At 49.9% G+C, this 16,633-nt stretch carries 6 protein-coding genes; 3 read left to right on the top strand and 3 right to left on the bottom strand.

Features of this window, described 5'->3' with window-relative positions:
• Nucleotides 1–11: 11 nt before the first annotated feature.
• From QM717_RS09395 to QM717_RS09385, 3 genes are all read right to left on the bottom strand, one after another.
• A complete protein-coding gene (locus QM717_RS09395) occupies nt 12–2,762 on the bottom strand; it encodes a choice-of-anchor I family protein (RefSeq protein WP_415037145.1) in 2,751 nt (916 codons plus the stop codon).
• A 214-nt stretch (nt 2,763–2,976) separates the two neighbouring features.
• Entirely contained in the window at nt 2,977–9,747 is a 6,771-nt protein-coding gene (locus QM717_RS09390) for a LamG-like jellyroll fold domain-containing protein (protein ID WP_415037143.1), read from the bottom strand.
• Nucleotides 9,748–9,754: 7 nt separating this feature from the next.
• Complete coding sequence (locus QM717_RS09385) at nt 9,755–10,213, bottom strand: hypothetical protein (protein ID WP_415037141.1); 459 nt, start codon at nt 10,211–10,213, stop codon at nt 9,755–9,757.
• Nucleotides 10,214–10,949: 736 nt separating this feature from the next.
• On the opposite strand from QM717_RS09385, the gene QM717_RS09380 reads away from it, so the two are divergent.
• The 3 genes from QM717_RS09380 (at nt 10,950) to QM717_RS09370 (ending at nt 16,333) form a co-directional block, all read left to right on the top strand.
• Nucleotides 10,950–14,450 carry a T9SS type B sorting domain-containing protein gene (locus QM717_RS09380; RefSeq protein ID WP_415037139.1) on the top strand — a complete coding sequence of 1,167 codons (3,501 nt, stop codon included), beginning with the start codon at nt 10,950–10,952 and terminating at the stop codon, nt 14,448–14,450.
• A 295-nt stretch (nt 14,451–14,745) separates the two neighbouring features.
• Nucleotides 14,746–16,023: a hypothetical protein gene (locus tag QM717_RS09375; RefSeq protein ID WP_415037137.1), complete on the top strand. Its 1,278-nt coding sequence runs from the start codon at nt 14,746–14,748 to the stop codon at nt 16,021–16,023.
• Nucleotides 15,971–16,333 carry a T9SS type A sorting domain-containing protein gene (locus tag QM717_RS09370; RefSeq protein ID WP_415037135.1) on the top strand — a complete coding sequence of 121 codons (363 nt, stop codon included), beginning with the start codon at nt 15,971–15,973 and terminating at the stop codon, nt 16,331–16,333. Before QM717_RS09375 ends, QM717_RS09370 begins: the two co-directional genes overlap by 53 nt.
• Nucleotides 16,334–16,633: the final 300 nt, after the last annotated feature.

Below are 16,633 nucleotides of genomic sequence, written 5' to 3'. Positions count from 1 at the left end.
ATAACCCAATTTTATTCAATAATTACTTTGCGGCTTATGCCGTTTGCCGTTTGCAGCAGGTAGATTCCTTTGGAAATGCCGCCCACATTGAGGAACGACGCGTTGTTTTTCTCGGCCACCTTTCGGCCTGAAATATCGTACAATACCACATCGGCCGGACGGCTCAGGTACAGCATTCCGTTATTTGCGGGGTTTGGATACACTTTAAAGTCGCTTTGCGCCTGCATTGGTTCCAAGCCCAACAAGTCGTTGTTGATTTGGTAAACGCTGATCGTCGCGCTGACTTCATTGGCCATCACGATCAATCCTTTGTCAAGCGGGCTGTTTTCGGGTTTGATGTAGATGATGCCCTCCGGCCCCAAATCGCCCTGCATGGCCGTACGATGGTTTTTATAGGAGACAAAAACCGGATGCACCGGATCGGTCACGTCATAGACCATGACCCCGCCGATGCGCTCGAGTGTGATCAACGCATAGGTCGCGCCGTTGATATGGGCGACGGTAATGCCTTCGGGTTCCGGGCCTTTGTTGTCGCTGCGGTTCTTCTTGTTGCTGTTGTCGTTGCTCGCATTGAACAGCACGCCGAATTCGGGATCGGCAGCGGTAATCCGTTCAAAATCATCACCCGAATCGTAGACCAATTCGCCTGTATTTCCATTCCAGATGCTGAACGAACGTGTCCCAAACGCATGGATTTCATCGAAATCGCCATCGCCGTCGAGGTCGCCATCTTGGTTGGTGACGGCCAATCGTCCGAGGTTGTTGTTTTTCTTGAGCAAGGCCGCGTTCGGGAACACGGTCTGATCCAAAACATACGAACCGCTGCCCACTTTTACTTCTTCTTCCAAGGCATCGTATTCGCGTACGTCCCCTTCATTGGCCGTGACCAAATACGGCACGCCATTGACCGTGTAATTCGCAACCGCATCGGGCATGTACATGCCTTTGACGGGCCAGGTCGAAAAGAAAATCTCGGGCGACTGGTCTGAAAAATCAATCGAATTCTGGGCAAGGCTAAAATCTTTGAGCCCAAGCGGATGGATGGCCGTGACCTGGTTCGTGGCCAAATCGATTGTAGCAATCGCGTTGTTTTCCTGCAACGTCACCCAGGCCGTCTGTCCGTTTTCTGAAACCGTGATGTATTCGGGTTCGAAATCCTGTGAAACGGTTGCATTGGGGCCAAAGATGCGCACACCTTGTTGCTTCAGGTTTTCTTTCTGTGCATCGAACGCGTGGAAATCGATCGTCGTGACATTGGCTTGACCGATATTGCCCAGACCGCCGCTCACGTCAATGACCGAAACGCTGCCCTCGGGATCGATCGAATAGTCCGATTTGGGCTGGCCTTCATTGGCCGTCAACACTTTCATGCCATCCGGGGAAAAAGTTACCATATCGGGCAACACGCCGGCTTCGACCACGTGGATGTTGTTTCCGTCGACGTCCATGAACACGACTTTTCCGTTGCCAAAATCGGCCCCTTCGACCGTTGCGGCCACAATGCCATTTTTACAGGCCACGCTCGTCGCACCGATGCCGTAGGCCGACATATCGATGGTCTGCACCGGCGTGATGTTCGATGGGTTGGAAAAATCGAGGATGTGCACTTTGGTCGCCGTCGAATTGAGTACGAACAATCTTTTCGAAACCGGATCGAAAGCCACAATCTCGGCAGAGCCAGAGCCATCGACCGCATAACTGTTCACAAAATCGATGTCGAGTGCGTTGGTCGCCGTCGGGGTATGGTTGTCGTCGTCGAGGATGTAGATTGTTTTATAGGACATGCCCAAAGTCGCGCCATTGGCATCGGTCAATCGGAGTACAAAAAACTTGTCGATGTTGCCATAGGCATTGTCTGTAAGCGACACGGCAATGTTGACCGGTTCGGTGGAATTGGCCGGGAAAACAATCGTTTGGGGCGAAAAGGTGAAATCGGTACCGGCAACGGCATTGCCTATTGCGGGCAAAACCGAAATTTGCGCGGTCACTGCTACGGGCGAGCTGGCCGACAAAGCCACGGCAACCGAAACCGTGCCCGCATTTTCAGCAACAAAATTAAACTCGGAACTGAACGCCAACGACGGCTGTAGGTTGCCGCCTCCGTTGATCGCGAATGGCGTTGCGTTAAACGGCAAATCAGGCGAAATACTGTTGCTGGAATTGTCTCCCGTCGCATTCTCGACTTGCCATTGCGCAGGATTGTTGAGTTGGGCAAGGTAACTGGTTTGGTTCAAACCCGTGCGCGGTCCGCCATAATTGGCGATGTCGGCTCCTTCGGGCAAAACGATGGCAGAAGTACCGGCGGTCAATCCCGTTCCGCTCAAGGTTCCAAAAGCATTGGCGTTGTTGGCAATCGCGGCGAGCAGGGTCGTGGGTATCCTTGGGCCGGTTCCGAGAAAGGCAAACATCGCTTCCTCGTCATTGGACAGACCCCCTGCGTTGTTTTGTGAAATGGTTCCCAATGAAGCGGTCATCCCCGAGCTCACGCTGTTCAAACTGATGACGGTGCCGGCGGGAATGATAGAAGTTCCGGACGACCAGGTAAAATCGCCTTCGTCGGTCCCGAAGGCCGATCCGTTCCATTCGGAGTCGCAGAAATAAATGTTGGTGTTGGCCGGGATGTCCTTGAAGGTGACAAAGGCGAGGTCGTCGTTTCCATCGGCATTGAAGCCTACGAAGGCAAGGTCTCCGGGTGCGGTCAATTGGGCGTAACCCAAACTGGTAAAGCCCATCAATAGGCAGCAGGTAATTTTTAATTTCATGTGTGGTGGTTTAGGAAATTGTGCACACGAAATTAACCAGCCCATCAACAGGACAGATTAGAAGAACTTTATGTTTGGATTAACAAAACAAGACGGGAAGTTTAAGCCAATGTTGGGTTTGTAAGCTTACATTTAAGAACGCAAAGCCAATGTTAGCAAATAAAAAACCTCCGATGCAATCGTACACCGGAGGCTTTTATTTATTCGTTGAAGATTATCGCTTGATGACACGTAGCGTTCTGACTTTCGTCCCTTGGCTCACGATTACACTGTAAACGCCCGACGGATAATTCGCCCCGATTTTCTCGACGCTTACTTCTTCCGATTCCACCGTCCTCGACTCGATCAATCGGCCAAGCATGTCGTATACTTTCCAATCGACCGCTCCGTTGCCCGAGCTGCTCAATTCGATATTGAAATCAGCGGTGAAAGGATTCGGCATCGCCTGCGCCTTGAACCAATCGGTTGTTTCCGATTCGGTTGCAGTCGCAGCCATTGCTTTGGCCGTGCCTCCCGGAGCCGTAATTTCACAGGCATCACCATAAGGCGACCAGGTTCCCGTAGTCATGACGGCCACGCGGACACTGTACAAAGCGCCCGCCGTAAAGGCCGAAGACGGAACCGAATTGAAGATGAAATAATTGGCGTTGCGGTCGATGGTCGTGCTCGCATTGTCCGATTGTCTGGTAATCTGGAAACGGTATTGTGTCGCCCCAGAAACACTGGTTGCGGCTATGGTTTGCGTTCCGGTAAGTGCCACCCCGCCACAGTTCACGAGTGATGGAACCGGTGGCGAAGAAACTTCACACGGTGCGCCGAATCCGCCGTAATTCCCAGTGGTCTTGACGGCCACTTCGATGCGGTAGAGCGTACCATAGTTGTATCGCGTGAGCATTTGGAGGCTGAACCAGTTTTGCGTGCGTTCGATTACTTGGACCGCATTCACTCCAGACGGATCGGTCAGGTTGGTCACGCGATAGCGGTATCCGGTCACGCCAAAAATACTCGTCGTGGCAATGAGGGTATTGATTTTAGGCAACGTAATTCCACATTGCGAAGGCGATACCGAAGCAGCTCCTCCGCTTTCCAAAATCGCAGGCGTCGATAGGAAACAAGGTGTACCCCAACTGGCCTGCCACAATCCGGCACGCTGCAATTGGATCTCGACCATATAAGTCGTCGCATATTCATAGGATTGAAAAGCCATCATGGTAAAATGCGGAACCGTTCTTTCAATGATCTGCACTTGAGACCCATGGGTCAAACGGATTCGGTAACCCGTAATCAACGGGACAGGCAAGGTTTCAATCCCGATAAGCGAACCCATGGCGGCCAACGTACTGCCACAGGAAGAAGGCAATAAGGTGGTGGTAACGGTTCCGTTTTCATCAATCAATCCGTTGCAATTGTCGTCCATACCGTTGAATGGAATCTCAGCCGCATTGGGATGGATGGCCGCAATGGCGTCATTGCAATCGATGGCCGTTAATGCCGACACGTAACCTGAAGGAATCGAATTGCCGTAGCAAACCATTTCGCTGACCCCATTGGTATAGGTATCATTATCGGCATCCACATACAGCAGGGCGGTTTGCCAAGCCGTGTTGTCACCATCGTCGCAGTCGGTATTGTTGGTCACATAACCTGTTGGAACCACACCGGTACAATTGGTTTGCGAAACCGCAGCGTTACCATAACCATCCCCGTCGGCATCGGCATAATAGGTGATGTTTGGCATCACGGTTACCGTTACCGGAGCGATTCCGTTCACATCTGCCGATAGACTGCCATCGATTACCGAAACCAGCGTGTACTGGGTGGTCACGGTTGGTGTTACGTTAATGTTGCCGCCCGAGTGGTAATTGTTGACGGTGTACTGGAGATTCCCATCGGAGTACACGACAGTAAAAGGTCCCGTACTGCCCGTAATCGATACCTGAAGTGCCGTACTTTGTCCCGAACAGATAACCGCCGAACCCGTAAACGCAGCAGTCAGTTCTGCTGCAGTAATGTTGGCCGAAAGCCCACTGGGTTGCATCAATATATAATTGCCCATAGCAGCGCCACCCAAAGTCATCTGTGCCGTGACAGGAATATTATTCCCCACATTGGGCGAACTGAACACGCCTGCATTCGAGGCAATGAACACGTCATCGGGTGAAATCACGCCAAACAAGCTGCCGCTGATCGTAGCTGCCGTCGTACCGTCGTAGATTTTATTGTTGGCGGCCGCACCTGCAATAGTCAAGATTTTCCTGTTGATGTTGGCCGATAATCCGGTAGGTTGTTGCAAAACATAATTGACAGCCGATTCGCCGATCAATGAGATTTGTGCCGTCACCGAAATGTTGTTGCCCACGTTGGGTGAATTAAAGGTTCCTACACCAGGCCCGGAATTGACATCATCCGTACCGAGGACACCATCCAAAATACCGGTAATGATGGTCGCTGCCGTGGTGCCATTGTAAGCTCTACTCAGGGCGAAAGCACCAGACATAGTTAAGGTTCTAGGAATGACGGTAAGCGTCTGAACCACCGGAGTGGCCGGCAGATAGGTTCCGTTTCCTTCTTGGGTCGCAGTGATTTCGACCGTACCGACACCATAAGCGTACACCACGCCATTGTAGACCTCGGCCACGCTTGGATTCGAGCTCGAATAGGATACGCCAAGTCCGGCAGTTGTGGTGGCTGTGAGGTTAAATTGATTACCATAAATGATATCGGCCAATGGATTAAAAATGATTGACTGTGTCTGTGTCGGATTGCTGCTCACCCAGTTGCTCGAATTGCCCAATAACGCAAAATTGTGCAATGTTCCATGGAAATTCCCCGGAATGTTGCTATCGGGTAAGATTGTCAGGCCAGCATTATTGCCGCCCGGAACGCCCACGTTGAAATTGTAGTGGGCCAGCAACCCAGAAGTGGCGTAATTGCCTTCCATATTCGAAACGACTTGCGCTGGATTCAAGGCTGTATTGTACAAACGGATGTTGTCCATCGTTCCCTGAAAATAGGTATTTTCCGATGCGCTTTTCCCGATGGTCATGAAGCGCGCACCTCCATAGAGTATCGCTGAACCTGTAAATGAACCGATGCCAACCAAATTCCCGTTGGCATAAACCCTATAATTATCTGGGGTAACGGTATAAACGATGTGCAGCCATTCGTCAATCGTATAATTGAAATTCGCATCGGCCGTCGTGGTCAACCAGCTTGTCCCATTGCCGATGTCCGCATGAATGGTATTGCCATCCCTGAGCTGGATATCGAAACCGAATTCGCCGCCATTTCGAGTGCTCAACACATGCATCCTTTTAGTCGCGTGCGTCGGCTTGACCCAAGCCTCTACAGTGAAATTGCCTGTCACCGCAGCGGTTTGTACCGGAATGGAAACATAATCGTCAGTGCCGTCGAAATCGAGTACATTGTTGCCCGCCGATGGTTGCGGCAAAACGGTTACTGTGATTGTCCGTGTATTGCCACTACAGGTAGCCGGGGTTACAGTGTAGGTAGTCGTTTCTGTTGGCGTAGCAATGACCGTTGGTCCCGAGGTCGTATCGAGTCCCGTGGCCGGACTCCAGGTGTAACCTGTACTGCCCGAAGCGGTCAAGGTCGTGCTTCCGCCCGGTGCAATAAACAGTTGCGAAGCCGATAGCGTAATGGCCGGAATGACCGTCACCGTGACCTGTTTGGTGGCAATGCAACCGCTGGCCATTTGTCCCGTCACGGTATAAGTCGTGGTTTGTGTCGGATTGGCTGTTACCGACGGCCCGGCGGTGGCATTAAGTCCGGTTGGCGGACTCCAACTGTAACTGACCGCGCCACTGGCCGAAAGTACTGTTGAACTTCCGACACATATTGTAGCAGCCGTGGTGGCCGAAATGCTTTGTACCGTTACGGTAGTTGGCGCGTTGGTTCCCGTACAGCCGTTGGCATCGGTTACGGTTACGGAATAATTGCCCGCCGTGTTGACCGTGATGCTCGGTGTTGTGGCCCCATTCGACCACAGGTAAGTGTTGTAATTGGAAGTCGTAGACCTGTTCGTCCAACTGGCGCCGTTGGGCAAAGCAGAGGTTTGGCCCGTAGCGGTATTCGTCACATTTGAACCGCCGTTTTCATTGAGCGTGAAATTATTGTTCAGTCCGATTGTGCCCGGTGGATAACTGTGGCTCATGCCCGAGCGGATTTGGTTTTGCGTACGCACATAAGGCCACACGCGCAGGTCATCGATGGCACCGTTGAAGAAATTGCCGCCGTTCTGTTTGCCACCGACCCTAAGGTTTGGCGTTGCGATACCTGCGTTCATAGCCGTGCCGCCCGACGCATCGAGATTACCGTTGATGTAGATCCGCAATTGTCCCGAAGTCGATCGCGTCACGGCCACGTGGATCCATTGCCCGGTATTGATGACCGTGTTGGAGATGATGGTGCTCGAAAAATAAGAGCTAAAGATATAATTCCCTACCCCGAACGCCAATCGGTTGCCCACGAGCGAAGTACCAAAATCATTGACCGTACTCGAGGTCGCATCGACGATGCCCTGGCCGTTGTACCAGTTGCTGCCCGAATTTCCGGTTTGCGTCGTCCGGACCCAATATTCAATCGTGAAGTCGCCCAAAAACTGGCGTGGGAAATCAAAATACTGGTTGCCGCCATTGAACTGAATCGCCGGCCCATTGTAATTCGTAGACAAGGTCACCGAACCGTTCTGGCAGATGTTCGTCGTTCCGCTGGCACTGATGACCGGCAACGGCGGAATGTTGGTCGAAAGAACTGCAACAGCCGACACCACGCGGCAGGCATCGGCCGTACCCATGATTTCCACATCATAGCTTCCGGTCACAAGCGAGGCATTACTGATGTTGAGCGTCGGCGTGTTCGTCCCAGAAAAGGTACTGTCGTCTCCAATCCCCGAACCGTTCCTGCGCCACTGGTACGTCACCGCATTTGTGGCCGCCACGCTAAAAGATACTGGAGTACCCGGGCAAACGGTTAACGAATTGGGCTGTTGGGTAATCGTCGGCGGTGTATAGATATTGATGGTTGTCGGATGCGTGACCGTGCCGACCGGATACGTCAATTGTAAAGTCCCCGATAACGCGACACTTCCGGTTTCAATCGTAAGTGAAGTATCGCTGATGCTCGAAATGGTCATGACCGTACTGCCAATTTTGGCTTCGGTGACCGTAGACAATCCCGTACCCGTGACATTGAAATACCAATCGGTACAGACATTCGTCGCGCTTACGGCATCGATGACCAAATTCTCGATTTTGATGAAATTCCCCGCATCGGCCCCGATATCGACCGGTGTCAGTCCCGAGCGTGTCTGGTTGTCAAAATCTGCCGATGGGTGAAAACCACCATCGGTATAACCGCGCGCCTCGACCAAAGTCGGTATGGCCGGATTGATGTGCAGGTTCGGCGGGGTGGCCGTTGGTGCGATAAAATTCGGATCGGCAAACAGGTTCGCTTTTAAATCGCGGTAATTCGTATAGGCCGGGTTGTAATAAATGTCGTAACGTGCTGCCGTGCTGCTGCCCGAAAGGGTTCTGCTGTTGACGAAAACATTGTTGTAGATTTTGTGCATGATCATGGTGGTGCCCGTCATGTAAAAAGCACTTGAAGGGGCATTGCCTACACTTTGCGTTCCACCGATGTAGACACTATTGTTTTCAAAATGTCCCTGGGTGAAAGATGCAGTGCTGTAGTTCGATTTGATTCCCGTGACTTGCGCCGCAGCCGTGTCGCCCGTGAGCGCAATCATATTGTTGAGTACCCTGCTTGGCAAGTGAATCATATCGATACCGGTGACCTGTGCCGATGCGTTCGAAGAAGCCGAAGTCAAGCCATAGATGAAATTGCGTTCGATTTCATTGGAGTCGGTCTGCACCGAAATGTCCTGTTTGACGCCAATAGTCTCGCCCGCAGCGCTTGCATTGCCATTGTGCAGGTTGTAGATTGTGTTGCCCGATATCGGTTTGGCACCATTCGCGCCCACGAAAAGAATCCGCTCGATCCCGACTACACCATTCGTAAGGCCATAACCACTCAGGTTTTGGATCGTATTCGAACTGATGGGTCCGAATTGGTTCGTGGTAGAAATTCCAATAACGGAACTGGCGGCATGCTGCGAATCGTTCCTGAACGACAAAGGCACATCGGCACCGATATAGTTATTGGTACAGGTCATCTGCTGGTTGTTTCCTACTTCCTCCCCGGCATAGCCCACATTGATGCCGTACATAGTGATCGGAATACTCGTTGCGGGCGTATAAGCCTCAAATCCTCCGATGAAATTACTGGTGATGGTAAATTTTCCAGTACGGACGGTCTTGATTCCAAAGATCGTAGTCGCGCCGGTATTGTTGCTGTTGACCTTAATCTTACCTGTACTGATGACGCTTCCGATGGTATTGTTGGTGATGGTCGCCGAGCCCGCAATGATATTGATCCCGGTGAAGTCATGATCGGTGGAAGTCTCCCAGTCGATGCCTTCTACGGTAATGTCCGAGATGATATTTTCATCAATCTTAACCACAAAGGCCGAAGGTCCAGAATACCTGATGGCGTTGTAGACAAGGCATCTTTCATTCGTAATGGGAAATATACCACTACTGGCTTGGCCTCCGATCACATTGTTGGAAATCTCGCTTGCACTACCCACATTATTATTCATGTCAGCCAAATAAATCGGATAAATTAACCTTGACGGATGCGCAAACGATTGGTACATCAGGTTTCCCTTGATTTTGAAAGAACCGGCCATGGTTAACGAAATCGCACCCGAAGTGGTATTGACCGAACCGGGACTATGGCCATAATCGGAAATCAGGTTGTTTTCGATGGTAATATTATTGGGACTTCCGTTTGGGCCGCCTCCCTGAACCTCAATACCCATCTCCGGTAAGTAGAGGTAATTGACACTGCCGATGCGACATCCTGTAATCTGGCAATTTTCGCTGGCACCTCCAACATACACCATCCCGCCGTTACTGTGGCCGGCAATCCAGACAATCCTTTACGATTACATCATCGGTGTTGTAGAATTGGATGGCCCGATAACCGTTATGGTTTACAATACTAAGTTGTTTGTTGTTTCCATCAATCGTGATGTCGTGTGCGTCCCTGAATACGATAGATTCTGCAACTCCGGAGGGAAAGGTAATCGTCCTGGTGCCCGTTCCTGAAGGACGAATCGTAATGGATTGATAGGACGGCGTGTTAAATGTGATTTCGCTCTTTTGGCTTTCCGTAGTATTGCCGGTAATCTCAATAACGATGTTTTGGCCCACATAATGCCCGGCATTGATGCCATTGAAGGCTTCGCGCAAATTGGGATAATTGGTGCTGTTGATCCTGACCTGCGCCGTCAAGGCATTCGAAAAAGCAATAAGGAAAAGTAAAAAGCCTAGTTTTTTGATTAAAGACAATCGTGTAAAGTACTCCATGATGTGTTGTTTGGTTAGTTGAACATGGAGGTTAAGCCGATAAGTGGTTCTGGGGATTGTCCTAAAGCAGGTCATTTTTCAAGACGAAGCCAAACTTAGAACTTTTAAATGATTTTAACAAATATTTGAGAAATCAATAACGAATTTTTAATGGATTCGATTGGGTCCATCGCTCGTCATTTCCCGCCTCTGACCTTCCTTCTCAACGATACAAAAAACAACAACCTTTTTGATTTGTAGGTTTAATTTTATGGAAGCGATTCATCAAGACACCAACAAAAAAGGGTTTTCTGCCTGATGATTTTGTTGTACCGCTGGCACCCGTAACAAATTGGAAAAAATCACAAATCAGCACGAATTCAAGCGATTTTGACCCAAACACACCATTTGAAATCGTTTTCGTTAACATTACATTACCACAACAAAACGCTTTTTTGGGGGTATTTTTGCGCACAACACCTCACTTCACACGGCAATGATGTCCACTACAAATTCAGCACAGGGGTCAATTAAGAATAAAATTAGGAATTGTATAGTTTTTATCACAGTTAAATGTAAAAAACGAAAAAACATTAGGGCTATTTTTATGATTGACGAATTTAGCGTCCTTTTCAACCTAATTGTTCTGTTTTCAAATAAGTTTTATCCCTTTGACTGGTCAATTTGAACGAATAGGTATCGACGCAAAAAACCTATTGATTAATTGATGAGCCAAACCAAAACAAAATTTGCATTTTTGCTTCTACTGTTGTCGCTGGGCGGTTATGCCCAATTGGGATTTTGCCCCGGCAGTAAAGGGGATCCCCTTTTTAGCGAAAATTTTGGAAACGGAACCACTTATGGACCGGCCCTGCCCGCCGGAATCACCACTTACCCATTTGTGACCGGCGCGCCCAACGACGGATTTTACACCTTATATTATCATTCGAGCCTTTACAGCACCTGGCACTATTCATTGGACCATACGCCCGACGCGACCAACGGCCCCAATGGAAAAATGCTGATTGTCAATGCCAATGCCGCCACTTCGGGGGATTTTTACAAGAAGACCGTGACCGGATTGTGCGTCAATACGACTTTCGAATTTTCGGCCTGGCTCATGAATGTGTACAATCCGAATTCCAATTTCTGCGGAGCGGGCCAAATCCCGATCAATGTGCGCTTTGAAATATGGAATGCCACCGAAACAATCCTGTTGGGCTCGGGCAATACAGGAAACATTATGGGCAGCAATGCCCCGCTCTGGCAACAATTCGCACTGGTATTTACAACGGTGAGCGAAACATCGGTGGTTTTGAAAATGAAGAACAACGGTTTGGGCGGTTGTGGAAACGATTTGGCCATCGACGACATTTCGTTCAGCGCCTGCGGCGATTTGACCACGGTTTCGAGTCCATCGGTGGCAGGAACCACTTATACGACCTGTACCAATCCCGTATCGATCCAACTCGACGCCACCACCACAAGCGCCGTACCTTATTTCTACCAATGGCAAACCAGCCCCGACGGCACCACCTGGACCGATATTGCGGGAGCCACCAATGCGACCTATACGACACCCAACTTGAGCACAAAGACCTATTTCAGGGTCAGGGCCGCACAGGATGCCGCCAACCTGAGCAATCTATTTTGCTCGACCGCGTCGAATGTGTTTACCGTAGATGTATTGCCCTCGCCCAGTCCGGCCACGAGCAATGGCAACCAGGTGATTTGCAGCGACCAACCCGTCCCTGCCTTATCGGTAGGGCCGCAACCCGGCGTGGGCGTCAATTGGTACAATGCGGCTACGGGCGGCACGTTGGTACAGGCCAACAGTTTGTCGTATACACCGACCGCAGCAGGTATCTATTATGCGGAAACCTACGACACGACCAGCAATTGCATCGGCAGCCCGAGAACACCGGTTTCGCTCACGATTGTACCCCAGCCCGATGTGAACATTTCGGGAAGCACCACCATGTGTGGCGGAAATACAGCGGTGATCAGCTTCAACGGTACGCCAAACGCCATCGTCACCTATAACAATGGAACCGCAAACCAGACCATCACCTTAAACGCAGCCGGTGTCGCTACACTGACTACGCCCGTATTGACTGCTACGACGACTTATACCTTGGTCAGTGTGGAATCGCCTGTGCTGAATACCTGCATCCGACTCAAGAACAATTCGGTTACCATTACGGTCAACAATACCTCGACAGCCGCAGTTTCAATCGGTTCACCGGTTTGCCAGGGCGGTTCGGCCACACTTACTTTTGTGGGAACGCCCAACGCAACGGTCACCTATTCGGCGGGAAGTACCAACCAGACGGTCACCTTGGACGCCACTGGAAATGCATCGGTAGCCATCCCGAGCGCGACCGCTACTACGGTTTACACCTTAATCAGCGTGACGGTAGGCGGCGTCTGTACGCAAGCCCTTACCCAATCGGTTACGCTGACCGTTGTCCCTTTGCCAACGGCAGCCATTAGTGCCAGCCCCACCACAATCTGTTCAAGCCAAACCAGCACGATCAATTTCACGGGAACGCCGAATGCCGTTGTCACCTATAAAGTAGGCACCGGACCCAACCAGACCATTACGCTGAATGCAACAGGTTCGGCCAGCCTTACCACGCCAGCCCTGACTTCGAATAGCACGTACACCTTGGTCAGTGTCACATCGCCTACGCTGAATACTTGTAGCAGCCCACTCAGCAGCGCAACGACCATCACGGTAAACGCACTACCGACGGCTTCGATTTCGAGCAATGCCCCGGTTTGCAGCGGATCTTCGGCCACGGTTACTTTTAACGGAACGCCGAATGCGACCGTCAATTATTCGGCGGGAAGCGCAGGCCAGACGATTACGTTGAATGCCTCGGGAAATGCTTCGGTAGTGGTGCCCAATGTCACTTCTACTACAAATTATACCTTGATCGATGTCACTTCGCCCGGACCAAACGCTTGTACACGGACGCTTTCGCAATCGATTCCGGTATCGGCGACCACCTTGCCTACGGTTTCAATCAGCGCCAATCCGTTGACGGTTTGCTCAAACCAAACCAGCATGATCCATTTCAGCGGAACCCCTAATGCCGTGGTGACTTATTCCAATGGCAGCGGCAACCAAACGATAACGCTCAATGCCTCGGGCAATGCCTCGACCAGCACCGGACCTTTGTCGACCAATACCACTTACCAGTTGGTAGGCGTGGCATTGGCGGGATGCAACCGCGCGCTCTCGAACTCGGTGACGGTTTCGATCAATCCAACACCCAATGCAACCTACAGCGGAAACCTTGCTTATTGCGACGGCGAACCGATTGCGGTTACTTTGGCTTCGGCCGTAGCCGGAACGATTTTCAATTGGACGGTCACCCAAAACGGGACCAGCGGTGCGGCATCGGGCAGCGGCAACCAGATTAACCAAACCTTGACGTTGACGGGCAGTGCAACAGGAACAGCCACCTATACCGTAACCCCGTCGCTGAGCGGCTGTACGGGAACCCCGATCACCATTACGGTCACGGTACATCCGTTGCCAGTACCACAGATTGTGGACGGCGTGATCTGTACAACCGGTTCGGGCCATAATTCGTATGTGTTGGATACGAACCTGAATCCAGCCAACCACAGTTTCGAATGGTTCTTCGGCGGCAATCCGATTCCGGGCGCCGTGGGAAGCACCTACGCGGCCGACCAAACCGGAATTTATACCGTGATTGCCACCAGCAGCGCGGGTTGTATTTCTGATCCGGTCAATGCGACAGTAGGCGAAATGCCGCAAGGCGAAAGTTTGGTGATCCAGCCTTCGGCAGCTTTCAGCGACGATCCGATGATTCGTGTGACGGTCATTGGCGGTGGCGGACCGTTTTCGTATCAATTGGATGAGGGCGCGTTTCAACCGTCGAATGTATTTTACCAGGTTTCAGCGGGCACCCATACCATTACCGTTATCGATGAATTTTGTACCAATCTCACGGCGACCGTTACGATTTTGGATTATCCCAAATATTTTACCCCAAATGCCGATGGCTATCATGACACTTGGAACATCAAAGGAATCAAGGATGCCGTCATTCGGATTTTTGACCGCTATGGCAAACTGCTCAAGCAGATCAGTCCGGAAGGTTTGGGTTGGGACGGAACCTACAACGGGCGTGTTTTACCATCGACCGATTATTGGTTCACGATTGATTACAATGAGAATGGAGCAAGGAAAACTTTCAAGGCACATTTTGCCATGAAAAGATAATTTTGGCTTAACCGCAAAGTCGGCGTTTTTTTGGACGTTTTGCCGCTGTTGAGCAACCAAATGAAAACGTTGTAGTTTCAACGAAAAGAGAAAAAAACTATACAACAACCATACACAATTGTCGACACACGGTTTCACATTACCGCTTATCGATTTATTTTGAAGGTTTTACGGCAAAAACGGGCATTTTTTAATTTTTTTGGTTGTATAGTTTATATATGTATAATTGCGAATTGTTTAGACATCTTATTTTTTATTTTAGCTTTTGACAAATTTAACTCTAAAAAAATATCATATGAGAAAAATTACTTTACTATCATTATTAACTGTGTTGTTCAATACCACTTTGAGTTATGCACAGCCCACAACTGCAGCTCCAGTTCCCACACGTGCCGCTGCGGATGTGATTTCCATTTACAGCGACTCCTATACCAACGTCGCAACCAATTATGACCCGAACTGGGGCCAATCGGGACACGCACAAGTCAACCCGACCTTCGACCCCGGAAATGGGAATTTTATTTTGGCTTACCCCAACTTTAATTATCAGGGAACAGAGTTGACCACCCAAAATGCGTCGGGAATGGAATTTTTACACATCGACATCTGGACGTCAACGGCTACTGTCGTAAAAGTTTCTCCTATTAATAATGGAACCGGTGTTTCGGAAATTTTGGCCGATGTCACCTTGGTACAAGGCGGATGGAGCAGCGTTGACATCCCGAAAAGCGCTTTCCCGGGAATGACCTGGGATTCGGTTTTCCAAATCAAGTTCGACGGCCAGCAAGGCGTTGTGCCATCGACCATTTACCTCGACAACATTTATTTCTGGAAAACGGCAGCCGCTCCGGGCTCTGATGCTTCTTTGAGCGACTTGAAGGTCAATGGCAACACTTTGCCAGGATTCAATTCTTCGGTAACACAGTACAATTATGAGTTGATTGTAGGTACGACTGCGGTTCCGCAGATTACCTCGGCTACGACTGCCGATGCAGGCGCCACCGTGACCACAATTACACAAGCTTCGGCTATTCCTGGGACTGCGACAGTATTGGTGACTTCACAAAATGGAAACGTGACCAAAACCTACACGATTAATTTCATGGCTACGATTCCGACGCCTTCACCGACACCAACCACACCGAACAACCAAGTGTTGAACATTTACAGCGACACGGGCGGCTTCACCAACAACTGGATCCGCGACTATGCTTTCGGTGGTTACAGTGCCAAAGTAGACCTCGACACCAATGATGCCGTCAATGAGGCAATCAAGATGAATTTTGCCGTGGCCGGCTATGGCGAAGGAACCAACCTGGTGACCAATATTTCTGCCTACAACTGGTTGCACTTTGATTATTTCGCCGATGCGAACTCGAATGAAATCCGATTCATCATCATCGGTAACAACGGTGGGGTAAATGAATATGTATACGAATTGAGAACCGAAGGCAGCAACGGGGTTTTGGTACAAGGATCTTGGCAGAGTGTGAACGTTCCGCTGAGCTTCTTTCGAAGGATTGGGCTTCAACAAGACGACGTTCTTCCAATTCAAATTAGGCACTTCTTCTGATTTGGTCTCTGACATCGTTTATTTCGACAACATCTATTTCTCTGGGGTAGAGCCGACCATGGGCACCACCGATTTCGACAAAGTGGCCTTCAGCACTTATCCGAACCCTACGCAGAACAAATGGAACATCACGGCCACACAAAACATCACTTCGGTAGTATTGTTTGACCTGACCGGAAAACAAATCCAAACTGTACAGCCAAATGACCTGACTGCTGCCATCGATGCATCAGCATTGTCAAGCGGCATCTATTTCGCCAAAGTGTCCACCGAAAGCGGAAACAAAACCGTTAAGCTCGTTAAGAATTAATTCATACTTTTTTTGGAAACAGGCCATTTTGCCAGAATGGCCTGTTTTCTTCTTTTCAATTACAATACTGATCGGCAATTTTCCTACTAAACTATTGCCGATTTAAAATGCCACAGTTATAAAGTTAGCCCCCAAGGTTTACCAAATTGTTTAACCACATCCGTGGATTTTTTTAGATTTTTTACGAAAACGATATAGCATTTTTATGCCGTAACGGAACAGTAAAAGCCTCTTTGTGGTTTCGGCCGCCAAGACAATTAATGAAAAAAATAAACCTAAAAAAACGGGTGCCAGTAAGAC

The sequence above is a fragment of the Flavobacterium sp. genome (assembly GCF_047602195.1).
Lineage (GTDB): Bacteria > Bacteroidota > Bacteroidia > Flavobacteriales > Flavobacteriaceae > Flavobacterium.
The sequence above is the reverse complement of the archived record's forward strand: the minus strand, read 5'-3'. Positions and strand labels throughout refer to the sequence as shown.